This window comes from Pseudomonas sp. MDT1-16 (assembly GCF_054898115.1).
Window position 1 is genome coordinate 4,878,523 of sequence record NZ_CM142717.1, and the last position, 23,973, is coordinate 4,902,495.

The 23,973-nt window shown below is 59.7% G+C and carries 22 protein-coding genes; 3 read left to right on the forward strand and 19 right to left on the reverse strand.

From position 1 onward, the window contains the following. Positions 1–105: 105 nt before the first annotated feature. From ACYZT3_RS22365 to ACYZT3_RS22380, 4 genes are all read right to left on the reverse strand, one after another. The gene (locus ACYZT3_RS22365; RefSeq protein ID WP_462030789.1) at positions 106–969 is read right to left on the reverse strand and encodes an efflux RND transporter periplasmic adaptor subunit; all 864 of its coding nucleotides are present in this window, start codon (positions 967–969) and stop codon (positions 106–108) included. 10 nt (positions 970–979) lie between these two features. Continuing rightward, entirely contained in the window at positions 980–1,186 is a 207-nt protein-coding gene (locus ACYZT3_RS22370) for a DUF1656 domain-containing protein (RefSeq protein ID WP_008151119.1), read from the reverse strand. Beyond that, entirely contained in the window at positions 1,173–3,161 is a 1,989-nt protein-coding gene (locus ACYZT3_RS22375; protein WP_462030790.1) for an FUSC family protein, read from the reverse strand. The genes ACYZT3_RS22370 and ACYZT3_RS22375 overlap by 14 nt, the downstream gene beginning before the upstream one ends. 157 nt (positions 3,162–3,318) lie before the next feature. Beyond that, positions 3,319–3,786 (reverse strand): ferritin-like domain-containing protein, encoded by a 468-nt coding sequence (locus ACYZT3_RS22380; RefSeq protein ID WP_282377269.1) that lies wholly within the window; start codon positions 3,784–3,786, stop codon positions 3,319–3,321. A 203-nt stretch (positions 3,787–3,989) separates the two neighbouring features. On the opposite strand from ACYZT3_RS22380, the gene ACYZT3_RS22385 reads away from it, so the two are divergent. Together ACYZT3_RS22385 and ACYZT3_RS22390 are read left to right on the forward strand one after the other, a co-directional pair. Then, on the forward strand, positions 3,990–4,226 hold the full coding sequence (locus ACYZT3_RS22385; RefSeq protein WP_128870220.1) for a DUF3820 family protein: 237 nt from the start codon (positions 3,990–3,992) through the stop codon (positions 4,224–4,226). 40 nt (positions 4,227–4,266) lie between these two features. After that, positions 4,267–5,448, forward strand: a complete 1,182-nt coding sequence (locus ACYZT3_RS22390) for an aminotransferase class V-fold PLP-dependent enzyme (RefSeq protein WP_462030791.1) — start codon at positions 4,267–4,269, stop codon at positions 5,446–5,448. A 2-nt stretch (positions 5,449–5,450) separates the two neighbouring features. Here the strand turns inward: ACYZT3_RS22390 and ACYZT3_RS22395 are convergent, their stop codons facing one another. The 4 genes from ACYZT3_RS22395 to zwf form a co-directional block, all read right to left on the reverse strand. Beyond that, on the reverse strand, positions 5,451–6,176 hold the full coding sequence (locus tag ACYZT3_RS22395) for an intradiol ring-cleavage dioxygenase (protein ID WP_462030792.1): 726 nt from the start codon (positions 6,174–6,176) through the stop codon (positions 5,451–5,453). A gap of 181 nt (positions 6,177–6,357) precedes the next feature. Then, positions 6,358–7,023 carry a bifunctional 4-hydroxy-2-oxoglutarate aldolase/2-dehydro-3-deoxy-phosphogluconate aldolase gene (locus ACYZT3_RS22400; protein ID WP_462030793.1) on the reverse strand — a complete coding sequence of 222 codons (666 nt, stop codon included), beginning with the start codon at positions 7,021–7,023 and terminating at the stop codon, positions 6,358–6,360. Positions 7,024–7,040: 17 nt separating this feature from the next. After that, positions 7,041–7,754 (reverse strand): 6-phosphogluconolactonase, encoded by a 714-nt coding sequence (pgl, locus tag ACYZT3_RS22405; protein WP_282377273.1) that lies wholly within the window; start codon positions 7,752–7,754, stop codon positions 7,041–7,043. Beyond that, positions 7,741–9,210 carry a glucose-6-phosphate dehydrogenase gene (gene zwf / locus ACYZT3_RS22410; protein WP_150657230.1) on the reverse strand — a complete coding sequence of 490 codons (1,470 nt, stop codon included), beginning with the start codon at positions 9,208–9,210 and terminating at the stop codon, positions 7,741–7,743. Before zwf ends, pgl begins: the two co-directional genes overlap by 14 nt. Before the next feature lie 244 nt (positions 9,211–9,454). On the opposite strand from zwf, the gene ACYZT3_RS22415 reads away from it, so the two are divergent. After that, entirely contained in the window at positions 9,455–10,315 is an 861-nt protein-coding gene (locus ACYZT3_RS22415; protein WP_177318169.1) for a MurR/RpiR family transcriptional regulator, read from the forward strand. 112 nt (positions 10,316–10,427) lie between these two features. Here ACYZT3_RS22415 and ACYZT3_RS22420 read toward each other — a convergent pair whose 3' ends face one another. The 11 genes from ACYZT3_RS22420 to edd all read right to left on the reverse strand — a co-directional run bounded on the left by ACYZT3_RS22420 (position 10,428) and on the right by edd (position 23,884). Beyond that, entirely contained in the window at positions 10,428–11,282 is an 855-nt protein-coding gene (locus ACYZT3_RS22420; protein WP_282377275.1) for a D-hexose-6-phosphate mutarotase, read from the reverse strand. Positions 11,283–11,389: 107 nt separating this feature from the next. Then, the gene (locus ACYZT3_RS22425; protein WP_282377276.1) at positions 11,390–12,736 is read right to left on the reverse strand and encodes a carbohydrate porin; all 1,347 of its coding nucleotides are present in this window, start codon (positions 12,734–12,736) and stop codon (positions 11,390–11,392) included. A gap of 94 nt (positions 12,737–12,830) precedes the next feature. Further along, positions 12,831–13,991 carry an ABC transporter ATP-binding protein gene (locus tag ACYZT3_RS22430; RefSeq protein WP_461969232.1) on the reverse strand — a complete coding sequence of 387 codons (1,161 nt, stop codon included), beginning with the start codon at positions 13,989–13,991 and terminating at the stop codon, positions 12,831–12,833. 3 nt (positions 13,992–13,994) lie between these two features. Next, positions 13,995–14,840: a carbohydrate ABC transporter permease gene (locus ACYZT3_RS22435; protein ID WP_282377279.1), complete on the reverse strand. Its 846-nt coding sequence runs from the start codon at positions 14,838–14,840 to the stop codon at positions 13,995–13,997. After that, a complete protein-coding gene (locus ACYZT3_RS22440; protein ID WP_282377280.1) occupies positions 14,833–15,741 on the reverse strand; it encodes a carbohydrate ABC transporter permease in 909 nt (302 codons plus the stop codon). Before ACYZT3_RS22440 ends, ACYZT3_RS22435 begins: the two co-directional genes overlap by 8 nt. Positions 15,742–15,896: 155 nt before the next feature. Continuing rightward, positions 15,897–17,204, reverse strand: a complete 1,308-nt coding sequence (locus ACYZT3_RS22445; RefSeq protein WP_462030794.1) for an ABC transporter substrate-binding protein — start codon at positions 17,202–17,204, stop codon at positions 15,897–15,899. 116 nt (positions 17,205–17,320) lie between these two features. After that, the gene (locus ACYZT3_RS22450) at positions 17,321–18,580 is read right to left on the reverse strand and encodes a D-mannose isomerase (protein ID WP_462030795.1); all 1,260 of its coding nucleotides are present in this window, start codon (positions 18,578–18,580) and stop codon (positions 17,321–17,323) included. 156 nt (positions 18,581–18,736) lie between these two features. Beyond that, on the reverse strand, positions 18,737–20,206 hold the full coding sequence (locus tag ACYZT3_RS22455; RefSeq protein WP_462030796.1) for an ATP-binding protein: 1,470 nt from the start codon (positions 20,204–20,206) through the stop codon (positions 18,737–18,739). Further along, positions 20,196–20,927: a response regulator gene (locus ACYZT3_RS22460; RefSeq protein WP_056725962.1), complete on the reverse strand. Its 732-nt coding sequence runs from the start codon at positions 20,925–20,927 to the stop codon at positions 20,196–20,198. Before ACYZT3_RS22460 ends, ACYZT3_RS22455 begins: the two co-directional genes overlap by 11 nt. A 183-nt stretch (positions 20,928–21,110) precedes the next feature. Further along, positions 21,111–22,061: a glucokinase gene (locus ACYZT3_RS22465; RefSeq protein ID WP_462030797.1), complete on the reverse strand. Its 951-nt coding sequence runs from the start codon at positions 22,059–22,061 to the stop codon at positions 21,111–21,113. Next, positions 22,058–23,884, reverse strand: coding sequence for a phosphogluconate dehydratase (gene edd / locus ACYZT3_RS22470; protein WP_462030798.1), 1,827 nt, complete (start codon positions 23,882–23,884; stop codon positions 22,058–22,060). The genes ACYZT3_RS22465 and edd overlap by 4 nt, the downstream gene beginning before the upstream one ends. Positions 23,885–23,973 lie beyond the last annotated feature (89 nt).

The following is a 23,973-nucleotide window of genomic DNA, read 5'->3' on the forward strand; positions in this document are numbered from 1 at the left end:
GTTCCCACGCGCAGCAAAGGAATGCCTCAACGGACGCTCCGCGTTCGGCTGTTGATGGGACGCGGAGCGTCCCGGGCTGCATTCCCACGCGGAGCGTGGGAACGATCACTTTGAACCCTCCTGCACCTGCACACTCGCCGTCATCCCCGAACTCAAATTAATCCCCTCCGGCAACTTATCAATCTTGATTTTTACCGGAATTCGCTGCGCCAGCCTAACCCAGTTAAACGTCGGTTCCACCTCCGCCAACAACTGCCCATCCGGCGTGGTGTTGCGATCAGTAATCCCTCGACTGATGCTTTCGACATGCCCCTGCAACCCTTCCCCCGCGCTCATCAACCAAACCTTCACCGGATCGCCGACGCGGATCCGCGGCAGTTTGGTTTCTTCGAAATACGCCTGCACATAAAAAGTCGAATCGTCGATCAACGCCATCACCGGTTGCCCGGCATTTACGTAGTTGCCTTCAGCGAGGCGCAGGTTGGTGATGTGGCCGCTGCGGGGCGCGTGAACCTGGCTGCGGGAGAGGTTGAGTTCGGCGACCTTGGCTTCGGCCTGAGCTTCGCGCAGTTCGCCGCGGGCGATGCCGGCGTTGATCTGTGCGTTCTCGCGCAGCTCGGCACTGATCGCTTGCGGCCCGAGGCTGGCACGGCGGCTGGCTTCGCGTTCACGCAGGTTGAGTTGTTGTTGCCGGGTCTGAACCACCGCGTGGGCTTTCTCCAGCGCGGCGTCGAAACGATCGCGGTCGATGCTCAGCAATAAATCGCCAGCCTTGACCTGCTGGTTATCAAAAGCCTTGAGTTCACGCACCCAACCCGAGACGTCCGGGGCGATCACCACCACGTCGGCACGGATCCGCGCGTCCCGGGTCCATGGGGTAAGCATGTAGTACTGCCACAAATGGAAGCCGGCAAAGATCGCCGCTACCACCAGGCCCAGGGTCACCGCGACACGTAGGGGTGTACGCATTTTCAACTCCTTATAAAGGTCCGAGGACGACGGTGATCAGGGTCAATACACAGACGTACAAGGCGCAATCAAACAATGCTTCGTGCCAGATCCAACGGCCCACCGGCGTCAGGCGCAAGAGCATGCGCAAGGCCCCGGTCACGAGCAGCGCCAGCAACACATAAATCAGAAATGGACTGAGCAGCACGCCGCCCACCGACCACTCACGCAAGCCCATGGCTTTGCTCCTGTTGACGGCACCAGGCGCGCCAGCTGCTTTGCAATTGCAGCACCGCGCCTTGGGCCAGTTTCACCGCATCGCTGGGGGGCAACGCATACAAGGTCTTCAAGAATTCTTCACTCGGGGGAGCCAACGCTTCGGCGCGATTGCCGGCCGGGCCTTTTATGAGGATTTTTTCCAGCTGTTCGAGATAACGCCGCTGAGGCGCACTGACCGGCAACTGCGCCACCGCCAGGCTCAAACGTAAATGCAGCAACTCGTCGCCGATATCCAGGCCGAGCAAGCCATCGTCCCAGCGGCTGCGCGCCGGTTCCGGCAACTCGGGATAGTGCCGCGCCAGTTGCAGCAGGCGGTCGGCCATGCGCCCGCCAAACCAGCTCTCGGCACCGCGCAGATTGCGCCGGGTCAGGCGCACCAGATCGTGGAGGGTCGCCGCCAGCAAACGTCGGCCGTGCCATGCCGGGTTGCGCAGGATCAACAAATGAAACGCCAGCACGGCGGCGCCAACACCGATCACGATGGATTGGGCACTGTTGAGGAACGTCGCGACATCGAATTTCATCGCGTTGAGCGGCGAGACCAGCACGATGAAGTGCAGACAAAATGAGGTAGCTGTCGCACCGATCTGCGGTTTGGCCATGCCCAGTGCGCCGAGGAACAACGGCACGCCCATGCCCATGCAAAGCAATGCAAAACCACTCCATTGCGGCAGCAGAATCTGCCCGACGATAAACGCGGCCGGAATTGCCAGGAAGATCCCGCGCATAAAACTCATGCCGATCTGAGCGCCGTTCTCGCGGCTGGCAAACAGGCTACACACCACGCACGTCAACAGCAGCGCGCCGGAGGCAGCGGGCCAGGCGGTCGCCAACCAGAAGCACGAGACCACCAGAAACGCCAATGCACTGCGGGCACCAAACACCAGCGCCAATGACAGGTCGCGGTGCGGTGTCAGGGTTCGTGGCGGGTCGACCGTTTCCTTGCCCTCCTCGACGGCGTTCAACGCGGCGCCGGCCGCCATGGCGGTATCGAGCAACAAGGTGAAACGAGCCAGGCAGTAACTCTGTGCGGAGCTGATGTGCCGGGCGTGGGAAGCGTCGAGCAAGCTCGGACGCAGCGCTTGCAGGGTCGCGGTATCCGGGTTGTTGAGCGCCTCTTGGACCTTGGTTATCCAAGGCAACAGTTGCTCGGCTTCCTGGGGTTCCAATTGCTTCCATTGACGGCGCGCCGAACGGGCGATGCGCAGCAGCATCAACAGCTTTTGGCTCAAGCTGCTGATCGCGCGTGCTCGTTGCCGCCCCAGGCTTCCTTCAAACCAGGCATGCTCGCGCTGGGCATCGACGGCGACGATTTTCCCGAGGATTTCCAGCAAGCCTTTACGCGCCTGACCGTCACCGGTCAGCGTCGCACGCGCAGCGCTCATGCCGCTTTGCCAGGCTGCCCGCGCCTGATCCGCCAGTTGCCGTTCGACCCGCATCGGCCAGAGCAACGCACTGGCGGCGGTGGCGCAAAGTATGCCCAGGCAGATTTCCGTGCAGCGAGCCACGGCTTGATCGAACACGGTCAGCGGATGGGTGATGGCCGGCAACGCGATGATCGCCACCGTATAACCCGCCAGCACGAATGAATAAGACCAGGCGCTGCGCAGCAAGGTCGAACTCGCCGTACACAGCCCCAACCACAACGCCAATGCCAACAAAAACAGCCAAGGCGTCTGGGCGAACAACCCCATGAACACCACTGACATGATCGTCCCGACCAACGTACCCAGCAATCGCGCCAAGCCCTTCTGTACCACCATCCCGGACAAGGGCTGGGCGACGATGAACGCCGTCATCAACGCCCATGCCGGTTGCTCCAGGCCCCAGCGCAATGCCAGCCACAGTGCCAGGCCTCCACCGATCAAGGTCTTGATCGCGAACTGTAAGGCGCGGCGGTCAGGCGCTAACAAAGCCTGCAAAGTGATAGGCACGTAATGGACTCTTGGAAAGACGATTTAACGATAGTCGGGTTCAGTTCAGTCACTTCAAAAACAAATTATTAGCTAGCTAACTATCATCCGTCCAGTGCTAATTCCCGGACACAAAAAAACGCCAGACTGGCTGGCGTTTTTGACAGGCAACGAACGCTTACGAGCGAGCGCGAGCCTGGTTACGCAGGGCTTTCACCTGATCGTGGTTGCGTTGGACGCCGTGGTACTGACGCTCAACCAGGTCACGAATGCCCACCAGGTTGTGTTTGTTGATTTTTTCGATGGCTTCTTTATAAGCCTTCAGTGCATGGTCTTCACCACGTTCGGCTTCGTTCAGCACGGCTTCTTCATCCTTGCCGGTGAACATCGCTTTCACGTCGACCCAGCGACGATGCAAGTCACCACTGACACTGGTGGACGTTTCCGGATCACCGCCCATCGAACGCACGGCGGCCTGCAACTCAGAAGCAGCGGTTGCACAGTCAGCCGAGCGTTGCACGAACACGTTTTTGAGTTCAGGGTGTTTGATGTCTTCAGCGCACGTCTTGAACCCTTCCTGACCGTCTTTACTGGTTTCAATCAGGTCGTTGAGTACAGAGATGGCTTCTTTATTCATGTCGGTCATTTTCAATTCCTCACGGGTTGATGGAAGATGCAATAGCTATTGCACCCTGCATGCCAGCTTTGAATTGATAATCAATTGCTTATATTTCAATCACTTATCGTTCAACGCGAAATCTGTATCCGCTTTATTTGCATGATCTGTCATTTGGCCTGCATGCAAAATGCCTGTATTTTCCAGACTGTTTGAATCAAGACGACTGATTGATGAACCCTGAAAAGCTCGAACTGCTAGTCACTCGTGAAATGCCCTTCGGCAAGTACAAGGGCCGGATCATTGCCGACCTCCCCGGCCAATACCTGAACTGGTTCGCTCGTGAAGGTTTCCCCCATGGCGAACTCGGCGGCTTGCTGGCCCTGATGCAGGAAATCGATCACAACGGCCTGTCGGAGTTGCTCGAGCCGCTACGCGCCAAACATGGCAAACCTGCCCCGCGCCACTGAAATTGCAAAACCGAAACCAGGCCCCTGATTGAGTAGACCCATGCCCGATAACACCCGCCGCGCCCGTGATGAAGCCTTCTGGCACACCTTTGCCGACCGATACTCGGTTGAACCCGGCCCGGTTAACCTGGAAAACGGTTACTTCGGGCGTATGTCCCGAACGGTGGTCGAGGAGTATCAGCGCAACATCGAACTCATCAACCGCAGCAATTCGGTGCACGTGCGCCAACGCTTCGAACAGGGCGAAAGCCTGCAGATCCGCGCGCAGCTTGCCGAGCTGGTTGGCGTTCCAGCCGAAACCATCGCCCTCACCCGCAATGCTTCCGACGGTTTGCAATCGCTGATCCGCAACTACAACCGTCTGACACCGGGCGATCAAGTGCTGATGTGTGATCTGGAATACGACACGGTCAAAGGGGCCATGCGCTGGCTGGCGCGTAATCGCGGCGTCGAGGTGATCGAGATCGAGCACCCGCACCCCGTCAGTTTCGACAGTTTGCTGGCCACTTACCGCGAAGCCTTCGTGCGTTATCCGCGACTCAAACTGATGGCCCTGACCCACGTTACCCATCGCACCGGGTTGGTCATGCCAGTCCTGGCGATCGCTGCGGCCGCCAAAGAGTTCGGCATCGACGTGATCCTCGACGGTGCCCATGCACTCGGCCAGTTCGAATTCAATCTCGATAAATTGGGCATCGCCTTTGCTGGCTACAACCTGCACAAATGGATCGGTGCGCCGCTGACCCTGGGCTTCATTTACATCGCCCCCGAGCGCCTGACCGACATCGACCCGGACATGGGCGAGATGCATTTCCCGATCACAGATATTCGCGCCCGCACGCCGTACAGCACACCCAACATCCCGGCGTTGCTGACCCTGCCGCTGGTGTTCGAGGAACATCGGGCCATGGGCGGTTCCGCCGCCAAAGGCGCTCGACTCAATTACCTGCGCAACCGGTGGGTGAGCGCGGTGCGCGAACTGCCGGGGATCGAAGTCATGACCCCGGACGACCCGCGACTGTATTGCGGCATCACTTCGATGCGCTTTACCCGGCATGCCGATCAACAGTCGATGGTCGAGCGACTGCTCAAGGACTACAACCTGTTTACCGTGGCGCGAAGTGGTGCCGCGAGTGGTCCGTGCATTCGCATAACGCCGGGGCTCACCACCACCGCCGCGGATATCGACGTGCTGAGCAAGGCGCTGAACGAGCTGCGCTGACGTCACACGGTGTACCTGTCGAAGTCCTCCGCTTTGATCTGCGATGAAACCGTAAACGTGTCGACAGCGATGGTCATGTGCCCGAAAAAGCCGTCTTCATTCGAGTCTCGACCGAGGGTATGGATGTTTAAGGTTGAGGCCTCGCCTCCACGGTTTTTATAGTGAAAGTCTTCATCGTTGGTCAGCGCCGAAACTGTCCGGCCACTGTACTCCCTGGCGTTGAGCACCGACCTCGACGCGACCTCCGGGAAGTAAAGCTGACCAACCCAGGCGACATGGCGCTCTTCCAGATAGTTGTTACCGGCCGTGATGCGCACCGCGACATGAATGTGCAGGGCCCGGCCGGCATAAAATCCGGGATAGATCGTGGTAAACCGCACGATGCCCTTCTTGTCCGTGAATTGCCCGCCGCGCAGATAGGTATCGTCGTCAGTGCGCGGGATCGCGCCAATGGCTCCGACATCGACTTTCTTGTCCGGATCAATCTTGCTCCAGCCCGAATAAGCGCCTCGCGCATTGCAATGCCAGATATCGACCACCGCGCCCGTGACCGGCTGACCGGTCATCGCATCGATAATCGTCAGTCGCAGCACCAAAGGGATGCCATCCAAGCCTTCGCTGATGTTTCGCCTGATCAATTTCGGATTTCGAAAATACGGGCCGGCTATCTGTTCAGGTGTCAGTTGGTAAACCGGTGTCGAGGGTGTAACCGAGGTGTTGTCGTCCATGACGTTCTCTCTTCCATAAGATGAACGCAGGTTAGGACGGGGCCAGGCTCGACGTGCGGTAACTATGTATCGCATGATCTTTTTGTAGGAGCGAGGTTTTCATCAGGCAAAAAAAAACGGTGCACCGACCAAGCGCACCGTAAAGCCGTAGAACACACAACGAAGTGTTTGGTAAAGCTGATCAGTCCAGCAGCGCCAGTGCCTCGGCGGTGCATTCCTGAATGCGGGCCCAGTCGCCGTTTTTGATCCACTCAGGATCAAGCATCCAGCTACCGCCCACGCACATCACGTTTTTCAACGCCATGTAGCTCTTGATGTTGGCCGGGCTGACGCCGCCAGTCGGGCAGAATCTCACTTCGCCGAACGGGCCGCCCAAGGCTTTGATAGCCGCGACACCGCCGCTGACTTCCGCCGGGAACAGTTTGAAGCGGCGATACCCCAGGCCATAACCTTCCATGATGCCGGAGGCGTTGCTGATGCCCGGCAACAGCGGAATCGGACTGTTGACGCTGGCTTCCAGCAGGTCACGGGTGATGCCCGGCGTGACGATGAACTGCGAACCGGCCGCTTCGGCAGCCGCCAGCATGTTGCGATCCAGCACAGTACCGGCACCGGTCACCAGTTCCGGGCGTTGCTCGCGCAGAATCTGGATAGCCTTGAGGCCGAACTGTGAACGCAGGGTCACTTCCAGGGCTGTCAGGCCACCGGCCGCGAGGGCGTCGGCCAGCGGCAGGATGTCCTGCTCGCGAGCAATAGTGATCACCGGCAGAATCCGCGCCCTGGCGCACAGGCTGTCGATCAGGGCAACTTTGTCCGCCATGGAAACGGTCGGGGATGTGATTGTCATAGCGGCTGATCCTTGGCTCATGGGCACCAGTAAATCTCTAACGTAGGTTGCAAAAACGCGCGAATCGGCATGGCGGCGACATCGTCACCGGCCAATGCGGCACTCAAGGTGGTCAGCTTGGACTGACCGGAAATCGATAGAACGGTGAACTGGGCAGAGGCCAGCAGCGCGCGGCTCATGGTCAGGCGCTGATGCGGCACGGTCGGCGCCAGCATCGGCCAGCAGCGACGGCTGCCGTCGACTTTCAAGGCATCGGCCAGGTTCGGGCTGTTGGGGAACAGCGAGGCGGTGTGACCGTCGTCGCCCATGCCGAGTATCAGCACGTCGATCGGCGGCAACTCGGCGAGCAAACGATCGGCCTGCTCGGCTGCCAGCTCAAGGTTCGCGGTGGCGCTGTACAGGCTCAGAAACTGAGCCTTGGCCGCCGGGCCTTGCAGCAGATAACGTTTGAGCAGACCGGCATTGCTGTCGGCGTGCTCTACCGGCACCCAGCGCTCGTCGGCCAGGGTCACGACGACCTTGGACCAGTCCAGTTTCTGCTTGGCCAGGTTTTGGAAAAACGCCACCGGGCTGCGTCCACCGGACACCACCAGCGTCGCGGTACCGCGCGCGTCGATCGCGTCACTCAGCTGCTTGGCCACATTCAGCGCTAAACCATCGGCCAGCAGCACCGGGCTCTTGAACTCATGGGCGCTGACGCCCTGAGGCAGTTGCAAATTAGATATCGCCATACCACGACCTCCCATCCCGCGTGATCAGTGCAATGGAGCTCATCGGTCCCCAGGACCCGGCCGCGTACGGCTTGGGCGCATCACCGGATTTTTTCCACCCGGCGATCAACTGGTCACACCACTTCCACGCGGCTTCGATTTCATCTTTACGGACAAACAGGTTCTGATTGCCGCGCATCACTTCCAGCAACAACCGCTCGTAGGCATCGGGAATCCGTGCGCTGCGATAAGTGTCGGAAAAATTCAGCTGCAACGGACCGCTGCGCAGCTGCATGCCCTTGTCCAGGCCTTGTTCTTTGGTCATCACGCGCAAGGAAATGCCTTCGTCCGGTTGCAGGCGGATAATCAGCTTGTTGCTGATTTGCAGGCGCTGCTCGGGAGCGAAGATGTAGTGGGACGGTTCCTTGAAGTGGATGACGATCTGCGACAGCTTCTGCGGCATGCGCTTGCCGGTACGCAGGTAAAACGGCACGCCGGCCCAACGCCAGTTGCGGATATCGGCACGCAGCGCAACGAAGGTTTCGGTGTCGCTCTGGGTGTTGGAGTTAGGTTCCTCCAAATAGCCCGGCACCGATTTGCCTTCGCTATAACCAGCGATGTACTGACCGCGCACGACCTGAGTGGTCAGGCCTTCCGGGCTGATCGGCGCCAGCGCCTTGAGCACTTTGACTTTCTCGTCACGGATGCTGTCGGCGGACAGGTCGGCCGGCGGGTCCATGGCGATCAGGCAGAGCAGTTGCAGGAGGTGATTCTGGATCATGTCCCGCAGCTGACCGGCCTTGTCGAAGTAACCCCAGCGACCTTCGATCCCGACCTTCTCGGCCACGGTGATTTCCACGTGGGATATATAATTCTGGTTCCACTGGGTTTCGAACAGGCTGTTGGCGAAACGCAGGGCGATCAGGTTCTGGACGGTTTCTTTGCCCAGGTAGTGGTCGATGCGGTAGGTGCGGTTCTCCGGGAAGAACTGCGCCACGGCGTCGTTAACCTTGCGCGAGGATTCCAGGTCCGAACCAATGGGTTTTTCCAGCACCACGCGGGTGTTTTCGGTCAAACCGACCTTCGACAGGTTCTCGCAGATCGCGCCGTAAACGGCGGCCGGTGTCGCGAAGTAGGCAATCATTCGCTGGGCGCTGCCAGCCATTTCGGCCAGGGCGACGTAATCGTCAGCCTTGAGGAAGTCGACGTGCAGGTAACTCAGGCGGGCCAGAAAGCGTTCGACCACGGCTTCGTCCAGCTCTTTGGCGACGACGTAGCGGCGCAGCTCGGAGGCGATGAATGCCAAATGCTGCTGCTCGCTGCCAGGCTCACGGGCCAGCGCAATAATTCGCGTGTCCTCGTGCAAGAGGCCTGCGCCATCGAGTTGATAAAGGGCAGGAAACAGCTTGCGCAGGGCCAGATCGCCGAGGGCGCCGAACAAGGCAAAGGTGCACGGTTCAACCGTAATCGAAGGCATGATGTTTGTTCTTTTATCAAGTTAAGCTACAAATACCTTTTTTCAAGGCATCACTCAAGGGAAAATGTAGTAATAACCACAACATTTTCGCAAAATACAGATTCCGAGTGGTGGACGGTCGGAGCCATCAGTAGGATAGGCCACCGTTTGGGACCGCATCAAAGGCCCAATTTGCATAGCCGAACGCTTATTTGCATAGCAGAGCTCCTTTTCGTAGGTGAACCAAGGAAACCATATGGACCGCGTGCGAAATTTACTGGAACAGATCCAGAATCGCCTTGAAGACCTGAACAAGGCAGAACGCAAAGTCGCCGAGGTGATCCTGCTCAACCCACAGCAGGCCACCCGATTCAGCATCGCCGCCCTCGCCCAGGCCTCAAAGGTCAGCGAGCCGACGGTCAACCGTTTCTGCCGTTCGTTCGGTGTCAGCGGCTACCCGGAGCTCAAGCTTCAGTTGGCCCAGAGCCTGGCCAGCGGCGCGGCGTATGTCAGCCGGGCGGTTGAGGCCGACGACAATCCGGAAGCGTATACCAAAAAGATTTTCGGCAGCGCCATCGCCTCGTTGGACAGTGCGTTGCAGGCGCTTGACCCGAACCTGATCAGCCGCGCCGTCGACCTGTTGATCCAGGCCCGGCAGATCCACTTCTTCGGCCTCGGCGCCTCGGCCCCGGTGGCCCTGGACGCTCAGCACAAGTTCTTCCGCTTCAATTTGGCCGTCACCGCCCATGCCGATGTGCTGATGCAGCGCATGATTGCGTCGGTGGCACATACCGGCGAGTTGTTCGTGATCATTTCCTACACCGGCCGTACCCGCGAACTGGTGGAAGTGGCGCGTATCGCCCGGGAGAACGGTGCTTCGGTGCTGGGTCTGACGGCCGAGGGTTCACCACTGGCCAAGGCCAGCACCTTGAGCCTGAACATTCCGCTGCCGGAAGACACCGACATTTATATGCCGATGACGTCGCGGATCATTCAGCTGACGGTGCTGGATGTGCTGGCGACCGGCATGACCTTGCGTCGGGGCGTGGATTTCCAGCCGCATTTGCGCAAGATCAAGGAAAGCTTGAATGCCAGTCGGTATCCGATTGGGGATGAGTTCAACTGACCCCACGCCGATCGTTCCCACGCTCCGCGTGGTAATGCCTCTAGGGACGCTCCGCGTCCAGTGACGCGGAGCGTCACGGGCTGCATTCTCACGCAGAGCGTGGGAACGATCATCACGCCCCAACCCGAGCCTGCAAACTCAAATGCGCCCTCTCCCCCGGCGCCAAACTCAGGCTGTCCGTCCCACCGCTCGCCGCCTCCACACACACAAACTCCGACATCTCATTCCAGCTCACCCCCAACAACGGCCGCGAGCCCGGATGCCAGACCACCGTGTCCGCATCGTCACCGGTATCGATGCACAACTCCCGCCGCCAGGCATGGTCCTTGAGCTGTAATTCGCCGTCATGCTGGAACACTCGCTGGCAGCCACCCTCTACCCGCAACTCGCCTTCCTGATGACAAATCTGACGGTTCAACTGGTCGTAACCTTGCGCTCCATCGAGTCCAGACAGCGCTACCTCGCCGACGTCGCCAATACGCCAATACGCGTGCAACGCCTGACTCAATTGGCACGGCAGGCTGTCCTGATGCTCGGTACTCAGGCGTAGATCCATGCGTTCACCCAAGTGCGCATGCAAGTCCACTTGCCAGTCGCACAACTGAAGTTGCCAGTGCAGGCGCACGCCATCGTCATCAGTGCTGCTGTCCAGAAGCTTCCAGTCGATCAGCCGTGCCCAACCATGGGAAGGCCAGGCGTTTTCGCTCGGATGACGGCCATACCACGGCCAGCACACCGGAACGCCGCCACGAATCGCACCGACCTGCGGCCACTTCGCCGCGCACCAGAGCCAGGGTTTCTGGCCCTTTGGCTGAAAGTGCAACAACTGCGCACCCTGCCGACTGAACACCGCGTGACACAGCGGATGGTCGATCACCAGCACGTCGCGCTTCTGATAGCGCTCCCACGCAAACACCGGACGTTCGCGCAAGGATTTGAAGAAGCGTTGTAGCGGATGCTCATGCATGTGCCACGGTCCTGAAAATCACCCGGGGTGCGCCGCCCCAAAAAAAAGCGGACAGCCAAGGCTGTCCGCAAAAATGCGCACATAGAGAGGAGCTTATCGCAACAGCGTTAGAACACCGACTGAATTTTCAGGCCGGCGACCAGCGCGTTGTCGACTTCATCCACACCGCCCGGGTGAGTGATGTATTGCAGGTTAGGACGCACAGTCAGCCAGTTGGTAACGTGGAAGCCGTAGTTGATCTCGTAGTTGTACTCGGTGGTACGCAGTGGCGAGAACAGCGGATCCTCGTAGTCGGTGACACCATTGGAGGCGTTGACCAACTCGGCGTTTTTCTTCACGTCATCGTTGACATGAATACGGGCGAAACCGATACCCATGTCATCTTTTGGACGTGCATCGAACGGGCCCTTGTACACAAACATCAGCGACTGATAGTTGTCGACGACATTGGTGTCCTTGTCGTGGAACGTGGCGTTGGCTGCAATGTTCAGACCACGGCTCTTGTCACCGTTGTGGTCGGTCAACTGTTGCTGCGCCACGAACCAGTAACCGGACTTGCTGCTGTGGCTGCGATAGGCGTTGCCGCTGGTTGCCGCATCATTGCCGTTGTCGTCTTTACGAACGTCATCGGCCTTGGCCGTACTTTTGTAGTAACCGACACGGTATTCGCCCGGCAGGTTGTTAGGGTTAGGCAACCAGACCAGTTCGACCGGCAAGACGGTGCCTTTGGTACCACTGCCGCTGAGCTTGAAGCCGTTACCGTGCTCCAGTTGCGACGGGTTCTGGTTGTACGCGCCGATCTGCGCGTAGAACTCAGGCGAGATGTTGTACTTCACGCGGACAGCGGCCTGGCTGACTGGCCAGTTGTACCAGATGTTGGTCGCCCAGTTACCCACTTGGGAGCCGCAGAATGCCAGGTTCTGGAACTCGCATGGGAAGGTGTTGAAGTCTTCGCCTTCGCCGAAGTAACCGGCTTTGACGTCCAGTTTTCCGTCGAGGAACTGGTGCTTGATCCACAACTGGGTCAGACGGACCATATGGCCACGGCCGTAGACTTCCTGGGAGGAACTCAAGGTGCCGGCACGCGGGTCGCCGACACGGTCATTGGAGATGTTCTGACCGTTACGGTTGGTGAACTGGATCTTGGCCTGGGTGTTATCCCAGCCCCACAATTTTTGCAGGTCCAGTGCCACGCCCAGGCCAAACTGGTCAGCGTAACGCGCCGTCTTGTCGTTGTTGTAGCCGCCGTGGAGGTTGGCGCCCACTTCACCGACATAGTCCATCTTGATGTCGATACCCTGCTCGATCAGCCTGGTCCGCTCGCCGCCCCAATCACCGGTCATCCATTCGGAATCGGCGCTGAACGCGTCAGCTGCGTGCACACTACCGGCCAGCATCATTGCCGCAATGGCTGACAACTGGCAGATAAGCTGAGCGTTGTTGTTCTTCTTCATCCCTACATCCTCGTTTTATTGTTATTAACTGTTTTTATATAACGCGGTTTACATCCCCAGTGGGAGCGAGCTTGCTCGCTCCCACACTTGCTCTTCAGCGGCCTTTGAATTGGGCGACATTGGCACTGTGGGCCTTGGTTTCAGACTGACCGGCCACCCCCAGGCGTTCACCGGTCTTGGCATCGAACAGCAGCACTTTCGATGGGTCGAATTGCAGGGTCAGGGTCTCGCCCACGGCCGGCGCGACGTCCGGCGCCAGACGGCAGCAGACTTTGGTGTCGTTGAGATTGACGAACACCAGGGTGTCGGGACCGGTCGGCTCGGTGACCTGGACTTCGGCGCGAATGGTCGGCAAACCGTTCGGCTCGTTGCCCGCCAGCACGATCTGCTCCGGGCGCATGCCGAGGATCACTTCGCGGTCTTCAAGACCGGCGTCTTGCATGCCCAAAGGCAATTCGCAGCGCGCCTGTCCGCTGTCGAGCAGCGCCACCAGACGACCGTCCTTGCGCTGCAAACGCAGCGGGATGAAGTTCATCGGCGGCGAACCGATGAAGCTCGCCACGAACAGGTTGGCCGGGTTGTTGTAGATGTCTTTCGGCGTGCCAAATTGCTGAATGATCCCGTCCTTCATCACCGCAACCTTGTCGCCCAGGGTCATGGCTTCGATCTGGTCGTGAGTCACGTAAACCGTGGTGGTTTTCAGGCGCTGATGCATCAGTTTCATTTCGGTGCGCATCTCGACGCGCAGCTTGGCGTCGAGGTTGGACAGCGGTTCGTCGAACAGGTAAATCTTCGGCCGTCGCGCCAGAGCACGACCCATCGCCACGCGCTGTTGCTGACCACCGGAGAGCTGGCCGGGTTTGCGGCTGAGCAGATGTTCGATCTGCAACAGCTTGGCGACGCGAGCGACTTCTTCGTCGATTTCGGCGGCCGGCATTTTGCGAATCTTCAGGCCGAACGCGATGTTGTCCCGCACGCTCATGGTCGGGTACAGCGCATAGGACTGGAACACCATGGCAATGTCGCGATCTTTCGGACTCATGCCGCTGATGTCAGCGTCGTCCACCAGGATGGCGCCGCCGCTGATGTTTTCCAGACCGGCGATGCAGTTCATCAAAGTGGATTTGCCGCAGCCCGACGGGCCGACGAGGATCAGGAACTCACCGTCATCGATCTTCAGTTCGATGTTTTTCAGGGTGTCCGGCAAACCGGCGCCGTAGGTTTTGTTGACGTTGCGTAATTCGAGAGTTGCCATGTTCTACCCCTTGACCGCGCCGGACGTCAGCCCACGCAGGAAATACTTGCCAGCGAATATGTAGACCAGCAGAGTCGGCAGCCCGGCGATCATCGCGGCGGCCATATCAACGTTGTATTCCTTGGCCCCGGTGCTGGTGTTGACCAGGTTGTTCAGGGCCACGGTAATCGGCTGGGCATCGCCACTGGCGAAGACCACGCCGAACAGGAAGTCATTCCAGATTTGCGTGAACTGCCAGATCAGGCAGACCATCACGATCGGGATCGACATCGGCAGCAGGATCTTCCAGAAAATCGTGAAGAAGCCTGCGCCATCAAGCCGTGCAGCCTTGACCAGCGCATCCGGAATGCTCACGTAGTAGTTGCGGAAGAACAGCGTGGTGAACGCCAGGCCGTAGACCACGTGCACCAGCACCAGACCGGTGGTGGTGTTCGCCAGGCCGATCTTGCCGAGGGTAAACGAGGCTGGCAGCAGCACGGTCTGGAACGGCAGGAAGCAGCCGAACAGCAGCAGGCCGAAGAACAGTTGCGAACCGCGGAAGCGCCACATCGACAGCACGTAGCCATTCATTGCACCGATGAAGGTGGAGATCAGAACCGCCGGCACGGTGATTTTCACCGAGTTCCAGAAGTAGCTGCCCACGCTGTCCCAGGCCTTGATCCAGCCAATGCCGTCAATCACTTGCGGCCAGCTCAGCAGGTTGCCGGTGCGGATGTCTTCCGGGGATTTGAAACTGGTCAGCAGCATCACCACCAACGGGATCAGGTAGATCGCGGCGGCCAGCAGCAAGGTGGCGTAGATGGCGATGCGGCTGAAGCTCAAGGCCGGTTTGCCAAGTTGATTACTCATGGCGTTTTCCTCGCAATTCGGAGTACAGGTACGGCACCAGAATCGCCAGGATCGCGCCAAGCATCATCATGGCGCTGGCCGAACCAATGCCCATCTGGCCACGGCTGAAGGTGAAGGAATACATGAACATTGCCGGCAAGTCGGACGAGTAACCGGGACCGCCCGCCGTCATCGCCGCCACCAGATCGAAGCTCTTGATCGCGATGTGCGCAAGGATCATGAAGGCGCTGAAGAACACCGGGCGCAAGCTCGGCAGAACGATCTTCATATAGATGGTCGGCAGGCTCGCGCCGTCGACTTGCGCGGCACGGATGATCGATTGATCGACACCACGAAGGCCCGCCAGGAACATCGCCATCACAAACCCGGAGGCTTGCCACACAGCGGCGATCACCAGGCAATACACCACGCGATCCTGATCCACCAGCCAGTCGAGACGGAAGCCTTCCCAGCCCCAGTCACGCAACATTTTGTCCAGGCCCAGACCCGGGTTGAGCAGCCATTTCCACGCGGTACCGGTGACGATCATCGAGAGCGCCATCGGGTACAGGTAAACGGTGCGGATGAAGCCTTCCTTGCGAATGCGCTGATCCAGCAGCACCGCCAGGAACACCCCCAGCACCAGGCTGATGCCAATGAACATGCCGCCGAAGACCGCGAGGTTTTTGCTCGCGACCCACCAGCGGTCGTTGTCCATCAGGCGGATATACTGCTGCAGGCCGACCCATTTGTAGCTCGGCATGAAGCTGGAATTGGTAAAGGACAGAACGAATGTCCAGATGATGTAACCGTAAAAACCAACCAGGACGATCAGCATGCTTGGCGCCAAAACCAGTTTGGGGAGCCAGCGCTGCAGTGCGTCGAACGGTGAGGCTTTGCTGAAAACCGCCACAGAGCTCATCGGGATAATCCAGTGGAGAGAAGAAAAGTCGGCACGGTGATCCCTTGTGGGAGCGAGCCTGCTCGCGAAGGCGGTGTCTCAGTCGACATCATTTCTGAATGTCAGACCGCTTTCGCGAGCAGGCTCGCTCCCACAGGGTCACGCGGCGTCTGGGATTACTGGGCGGCTTTGACGGCCGATGCCAACTGGGCGCTGGCCTTGGCCGGGTCCGCATCCTTGTCGTTCATGAAGTTGGTCACCACATCGAAGATCGCGCCCTGTACGGCCAGGGAAGTGGCCATGTTGTGCGCCATGCTCGGTTGCAGGCCACCCGTCTTCTCGTCAGCCAGGAAATCCTTGGCCGCCGTTTGAGCGCAAGAATCGAAGCCCAGACCGCTCATATCGTTAAGCATGTCGGTACGCACCGGGATCGAGCCTTTGTTGATGCTGAAGATTTTCTGGAAGTCTTTACCCAGCGCGACCTTGGCCAGGTCTTGCTGAGCGGCGATGTCGCCTTTGCGATCCGCTTTCAACTTGAACACGGCCAGCGAATCGATGTTGTAGGTGAAGGCTTTTTCGGTGCCCGGGAACGGCACGCACTGGTAATCCGTGCCGGCTACTTTCTTGGCCGCGGTCCATTCGCTCTTGGCCCAGTCGCCCATCATCTGCATACCGGCCTTGCCGTTGATGACGTCGGCGGCGGCGATGTTCCAGTCACGACCGGCGCGGTTCGGGTCCATGTAGCCAGTGATTTTTTTCAGCTCGGTGAACGACTTGGTCATCTCGGCACCCGAGAGGGTTTTCTGATCCAGCTCTACCAGGGCTTTTTTGTAACCGTCAGCGCCCATGACCGAGAGCACCACGTCCTCAAACACGGTGCTGTCCTGCCAAGGCTGGCCACCGTGGGCAAGCGCGATGAAGCCTGCGGCTTTGAGCTTGTCGCCGGCGGCATAGAATTCTTCGAGGGTGGTTGGGGCTTTTTCGATCCCGGCTTTCTTGAAGACTTCCGGGTTGATCCACAGCCAGTTGACGCGGTGAATGTTCACCGGCACGGCGACGTAGTCACCTTCGTACTTCACGGTGTCGGAGACTTTCTTCGACAGCAGGCCATCCCAGCCTTCGGACTTGGCAACGTCTTTCAGGGTATCGGTGCTGAGCAGGCCAGTGCTGCCCCACTCCTGGATGTCTGGTCCTTTGATCTGTGCAACGCCCGGCGGGTTACCGGCGACGGCGCGGCTTTTGAGTACGGTCATGGCAGTGGAACCGCCACCACCGGCGACTGCGCCGTCCTTCCAGGTGAAGCCGTCTTTTTCGACTTGGGCCTTCAGAACATCGACCGCTGCCTTTTCACCACCAGAGGTCCACCAGTGAACGACTTCCACCGAACCTTTGGAATCGGCGGCAAGCGCACTCAGCGGGAATGCAGACAGGGGAAGCAATGAAGCGAGAGAAATGACAGTGGCGAGGCGAGTGATCGCATTCATCTGAAGTACCTTTCTTGTTGTTATGCATGCAAGTCTGGTGCTTGCGCTACATAGGATTCTAAACAGGAGTTGTCCCTTCGCAGGTAACGAAGGGACGTTCGAATGTCACCGTATGGTTACACAGGAGCGCTCTGGGATAACTGTGCCAGGGCAGTCGCCATGCTGGGTGCCAGAGGCAGTCGCGGGATCAATACGGCTTGCCAGGCGTGATAGAGATCAGGCTTACCGGCCCAGATATCGGCGCTCGGGCGGTTCTGCGGATCGAGTTCGTGGTGCCAGCTGCCGTTTTCACGGTCGATGAAATGGTTGTCGCAGAATTCCCAAAATAGTCGGTACCAGCTTTCGTATTGCGCATCGCCAGTGCGTTTAAGCAGTGCACTGGCGGCGGCGCTGGCTTCGCAATGGGTCCAGTGCAAACGATGGCGGACCACGGCGCGATTGTCCCAGTCGAGGGTGTAGACAATCCCAGGCGTACCGTCGACGTTCCAGCCGTGGCGGCAGTTGTGGTCGAAGAGTTTTTGCGCGTCAGTGGCCAGCCAACCTGGCGTGAGCATCCCTGCCTGCACCCGCGCCGCTTCGAGGTGCAGCAACAGCCGCGCCCATTCGAAACCGTGGCCCGGCGTAGTGCCGTAAGGGCGAAAACCGTCGGCCGGGTTGTCGTGGTTGTAGTCGCGAAGCGGCTGCCAGTCGCGGTCGAAATGCTCGACCACCAGGTAATCGTTGGCGGCGGCGTGACCGTGGATCACCCGCTCGACGATGCGCTGGGCGCGGCACAGCCAGCGGTTGTCGTCAGTGACATCCGCCAGCGCAAGGAAGGCTTCGGTGGCGTGCATGTTGCTGTTGGCGCCGCGATAGCGTTCCTCTTCACTCCAGTCGCGGTTGAAGGATTCGCGCATCGCGCCCTCCTCCTCGCTCCAGAAATGCGTGTCGATGACGTTGATCGCGTCATCGAGCAAAGCTTGCGCGCCGGGACGCTGGGCGACTACAGCGGAACTGGCGGCCAAGGCCACGAAGGCATGCAGGTAAGCAGCTTTGCAGGTGTTGCCGTCGCGATGATGTGCGGCGGCGAACCAGCCACCGTGCTCGGCATCGCGCAATGGGCCGCTGAGGGCTTTGACGCCGTGATCCACCCGCTCGGCAAAACCCGGCAAGCCCTGAATGTGGGCCATGGCAAAGCTGTGGGTCATGCGGGCGGTGTTCATGGTTTCGGCTTGAGCGTTGGCCGGGAGGTGGCCCTTTTCATCGAGATTGCCGAAGCCTTCGGGAAGCGTTGAAGCCTTGGCAAACGCCAGCAGGCGCAGACCTTCGGCGGCGAGCCATTGTTGATGGGCAGGTGCGTTCAGCCAACTGCTGAAAGCAGGTAGGAAGGTGTCCATGGGGTACCTTTTTTGTTGTTATGACTGGGGGGCAGTCTAAACAACGGTCGGGGGTGGGCTTGTAACGAAGGGCGCGAGTTATGTCACCGGGTTGTGACATTTGACTGGAGAAATGTGTTGAAAGGTCTGACGCCGAAGAACGATAACGCGGTATCGCTAATCCACACTGCGCGGCAACTGCAACGTCACCCGCAACCCACCTTCACGCAAATTCTGCAGGCTGACCTCACCCCCATGGCTATGCGCAATATTTCGCGCAATCCCCAACCCCAACCCATAACCCTGCTGCTGCCCAGCCAGGCGAAAGTGCGGTTCGAACACCTGCTCCATCCGTTGCTCAGGCACCCCTGGCCCCTCATCGTCCACATGCAGGATGAACGCACTCTGGTCGTCATCAATGTGCAAATGCGCTTTCTGCCCATACTTCAAGGCATTGTCGATCAGGTTGCCGATGCAACGCTTGAGCGCCAAAGGTTTACCGGGATACGCCGCCAGCGCACGCCCTTGTTGAGTGACGCGACCATTGCCGTTGGGCGCCAGGTACGGCTCCACCAGACAATCAAGCACGTGGTTGAGGTCCACCGGTTCGATGTTTTCGTGGATGTCAGTGTCTTTCACGCATTGCAGCGCGCCTTTGACCAGCAGCTCCAGCTCATCCAGATCACGGCCGAACTTGGCTTGCAGTTTTTCGTCTTCGAGCAATTCAACCCGCAGCCGCAACCGGGTAATCGGCGTGCGCAAGTCATGGGAAATCGCGCTGAACAACTGGCTGCGCTCGGTCAGGTAGCGGCTGATGCGCTCGCGCATCGCATTGAAGGCGCGGCCCACTTCGACCACTTCGCTGCCGCCTCCCTCCGCCACTGGCTCGACTTCCGCGCCGAGTGACATGTCCCGTGCTGCCCGCGCCAAACGCTTGAGCGGCCCGCTCTGCCAGTGCACCAGCAGGCCAATGAACAACAGCAAGAAACCGCTGGTGAGCACGATGAACCAGACTTGCTGCGCCGGCAGGCCTTGCTCTTCAAGACTGGTGTAGGGCTCGGGCAACAGTGAGGCGATGTACAGCCACTCGCCCGGTGCCATTTGGATTTGGGTGACCAATACCGGCGGATTCACCGGTTCCAGGGTCAGCGCGTAATGGGCCCAGGAGCGAGGTAATTCATCGAGTTTCAGGCCGCCGTTGAAGATCCGCAGGTCTTCGGGGCTGACGAACGTCACCGAGATATCCGTGTCCTGGCCCAGCGACTGGCGCAGCACTTCGTCCACCGCTTTGAGTACTGCTTCTTTGCGCGGGGTGATCGGCAGCACTTCCATGCCCAAGGGTTTGTCATTGAGCGTCACCACGAAACGGGTGCCGCCCATGCTGCGCAACTGGTCGAGCACCAATGGCCGAAACGCTACCGGCAGAGAGCGGAAGTAACTGACGCTGGCCGTCATCGAATGGGCGAGGCTACGGGCGCTGGTGACCAGGCCTTCAAGCTGGGTGGCGCGCAGTTGCGAGACCCAGATCACGCTCGACAACGCCTGGGCGAACAACACCGCCAACAGCGTCAGCAACAGCATCCGCCCAAGCAGCGAGCGCGGCATGGGGATTCGTGCGGCGACTTTGCGGAAAAACTCAGTGGCCATTGCTGGCAACCACATTGGCGGCCAGTTGGTAGCCGCTGCCGCGCACGGTACGGATGAGCCGCGGCGGTTTTTCGGTGTCGCGCAGACGCTGGCGCAGACGGCTGACCGCCATGTCGACGATGCGATCCAGCGGCATCAAATCGCGGCCTCGGGTGGCGTTGCCGATGGTGTCGCGGTCGAGAATTTCCTGAGGGTGATCAAGGAACAGTTTCAGCAGCGCGAAATCGGCGCCGGAGAGAATCACTTCTTCGCCGTCGATGTGGAACAGTCGGTGACTGACCATGTCCAGGCGCCAGTCATCGAAGGCCAATACTTCACCGCCCGAACGCTCCTGACCGAACTGCGCGCGGCGCAACAAGGCTTTGATGCGCGCCTGCAATTCCCGTGGGCTGAAGGGTTTACCAAGGTAGTCGTCCGCCCCCAATTCCAGACCGATGACGCGGTCGGCCTCGTCGGAACTGGCGGTGAGCATGATGATCGGCACCTGCGCCTGACGCGGGTGCTGACGGATCCAGCGGCATAGGCTGAAGCCGTCTTCGTCCGGGAGCATCACATCGAGGATCACCAGATCGCTCGGTGCCTCGTTCAGCGCCTGACGAAAGCCTGCACCGTCGGGCGTGGTGCGAACCTGGAAACCGGCGCGGGTCAGGTAGGTGTCCAGCAACTCGCGTATCTCTTGATCGTCATCGACCAACAAAATCGACTTGTTGACTGAGCTCACAGGAAGGCGTCCTTGTTGTGTGAATTGGGCGGATTATGCCTGATCGATCATGGTTCTATGTTGTTTGTACTGGCCTCTTCGCGGGCAAGCCTCGCTCTTACAGGTAGAGGGTTGGTCGCCATTTTTGTGAACGACTCCAATTCTGTAGGAGCGAGGCTTGCCCGCGAATGAGGCGACTCGGTCTTAAGCCTGATCGAGTGCCACACCTGCGCCAACAAGGCCGGAATACGGCGCCGTCACCAGCCACACCGGGATGCCTTTGAAGTAATCGCTCATGCAGCCCTTGTCCGCAAAGCACCGGGCAAAGCCGCTTTCGATGAAGAAATCGGCGAACCGCGGAATCACCCCACCCACGATGTACACGCCACCGCGTCCGCCCGTGGTCAGCACGTTGTTGCCGGCCACACGACCCAGCCAGCAGCAGAACTGCTCAAGCACTTCCAGGGCAATTGGATCGCCGGCCAGACCGGCAGCGGTAATCGACTCGGGAGAATCCAGCACCGGCTCATGACCGTCTACCGCACAAATCGCCCGGTACACCCGAGGCAAACCGCTGCCGCTCAAGGCTGTTTCAGCGCTGACATGGCCGATCTCATTGAAGATGTGTTGCCACAGCTGAGTTTCCCGCGGACTGCTCAGCGGCAAATCGACGTGACCGCCCTCCCCCGGCAACGCGGCGAAACGACCTTCACCCAGATCCAGCAACGTGCCGACGCCCAGGCCCGTGCCCGGACCGATAACTACCGCCGGCCGCAACGGTTCCGGCGTGCCTTCGCAGACCACCCGAAACTCGTCCGGCTGCAAACGGGTCATGCCCAGTGCCATGGCCGAGAAGTCGTTGACCAGCAACAGTCGATCCACCTGCAAGGTCTTGCAGAAACCCTTGCGGCTGAGTCGCCAGTGATTGTTGGTGAACTTGAATTCATCGCCACTCACCGGTCCGGCCACCGACAGGCACACCGAACCGATCGAACCCGACGCCAGGCCTAGCCCGCTCAGGTAGAGGGCAATAGCCTCTTCCGGGCTGGCGTGAGCGGCCGTCGCCAGCACCTGGATCGATTCCAGCTGCTGGTTTTTCCACAACGCGAAACGTGCGTTGGTCCCACCGATGTCACCGACCAAAGCCAGTTTCAATTAAGCGTCTCCAGGGCAGAAGTAAAGGCGCTGGCGCCTTGCTCCGCCGAGCTGAAGGCCATGCGCATGAAACCAAACAGCTCGCGACCGCTGCCGATGTTATTGCCCAACAGGCCCTTGGCAGGTTCGCGCGCTGCGAATTCTTCGGCGTCCACCTTAAGCTCCAGAGTGCCTTTGACGCCATCGACGCGGATGATATCGCCCTCTTGGACGCGCGCCAAAGCGCCGCCCACATACGCTTCGGGGCTGACGTGAATCGCCGCCGGGATTTTCCCCGACGCACCGGACATGCGCCCATCCGTCACCAGCGCCACTTTGAAGCCGCGATCCTGCAGCACGCCGAGGAACGGCGTCATCTTGTGCAGCTCCGGCATGCCGTTGGAGCGCGGACCCTGGAAACGCATCACAGCGACGAAATCCTTCTCCAGCAAACCGGCCTTGAATGCATCGGCCAGATCCTGCTGATCCTGGAACACCATGGCGGGTGCTTCGACGATCTGGTTCTCCAGCGCCACGGCGGAAACTTTCATCACGCCACGGCCGAGGTTGCCTTCCATGACCCGCAAGCCGCCCTCTGGCGAGAACGCGCGAGCGACCGGACGCAGGATGGTTTCGTCGAGGCTTTCGATCGGGCCTTCGCGCCAGACCAGTTCGCCATTTTCGAGGAACGGTTCCATGGTGTAGCGGCTCAGGCCATGGCCCAGAACCGTATTGACGTTTTCGTGCAGCAAGCCGGCTTCCAGCAGTTCGCGGATCAGGAACGACATGCCGCCCGCGGCCTGGAAGTGGTTGATGTCGGCTTTGCCGTTCGGGTAGACGTGGCTCAGGGTCGGCACCACCTCGGAGAGGTCGGCCATGTCCTGCCAGGTCAATTGAATGCCCGCCGCCATGGCGATCGCCGGCATGTGCAGCGTGTGGTTGGTCGAGCCGCCGGTGGCGTGCAGGGCCACGATGGAGTTGACCAGCGAACGTTCGTCGACGATTTCGCCGATCGGCATGAAGTCGCCGCTCTGCTTGGTCAGACGGGTGACCTGATGCGCCGCTTCGCGGGTCAGGGCATCGCGCAACGGCGTGTTCGGGTTGACGAAAGAGGCGCCCGGCAAGTGCAAGCCCATGACTTCCATCAGCAACTGGTTGGTGTTGGCGGTGCCGTAAAAAGTGCAGGTACCCGGGCTGTGGTAGGACTTCATCTCCGATTCCAGCAGCTCCTCGCGGCTGGCCTTGCCCTCGGCGTAGCGCTGGCGAACGTCGGCTTTCTGCTTGTTGGAAATGCCCGAGACCATCGGCCCGCCCGGCACGAAGATCGTCGGCAAGTGACCGAAGCGCAGCGCGCCCATCATCAGGCCCGGCACGATCTTGTCGCAGATGCCGAGCATCAGCGCGCCGTCGAACATGTTGTGGGACAGCGCCACGGCGGTGGACAGCGCGATCACTTCGCGACTCGGCAGGCTCAGTTCCATGCCCGGCTCGCCCTGGGTCACGCCATCGCACATGGCCGGGGTACCACCGGCGAACTGGCCGACGGAGCCGATTTCACGCAGGGCTTTTTTGATCTGTTCAGGAAAGACTTCGTACGGCTGGTGCGCCGAGAGCATGTCGTTATAGGACGAAACAATCGCAATGTTCGCGGAGTTCATCATTCGCAAACTGTTCTTGTCGTCGGTGCCGCACCCGGCTACGCCGTGGGCGAAGTTGGCGCACTGCAGCTTGCCGCGCATAGGACCGTCGCTGGCAGCTCCACGAATCAGTGCAAGGTAAGCCTCACGCGTGGCGCGGCTGCGGGCGATAAGCCGTTCGGTGACCTCAAGAACGCGGGGATGCATGTGTAGAACTCCAGGCTAACGGATGTGGCGACCTGATTGTCTATGCTGATCAAGAACCGTAGTGATTGGGATGACAGACGGTTTTCTTG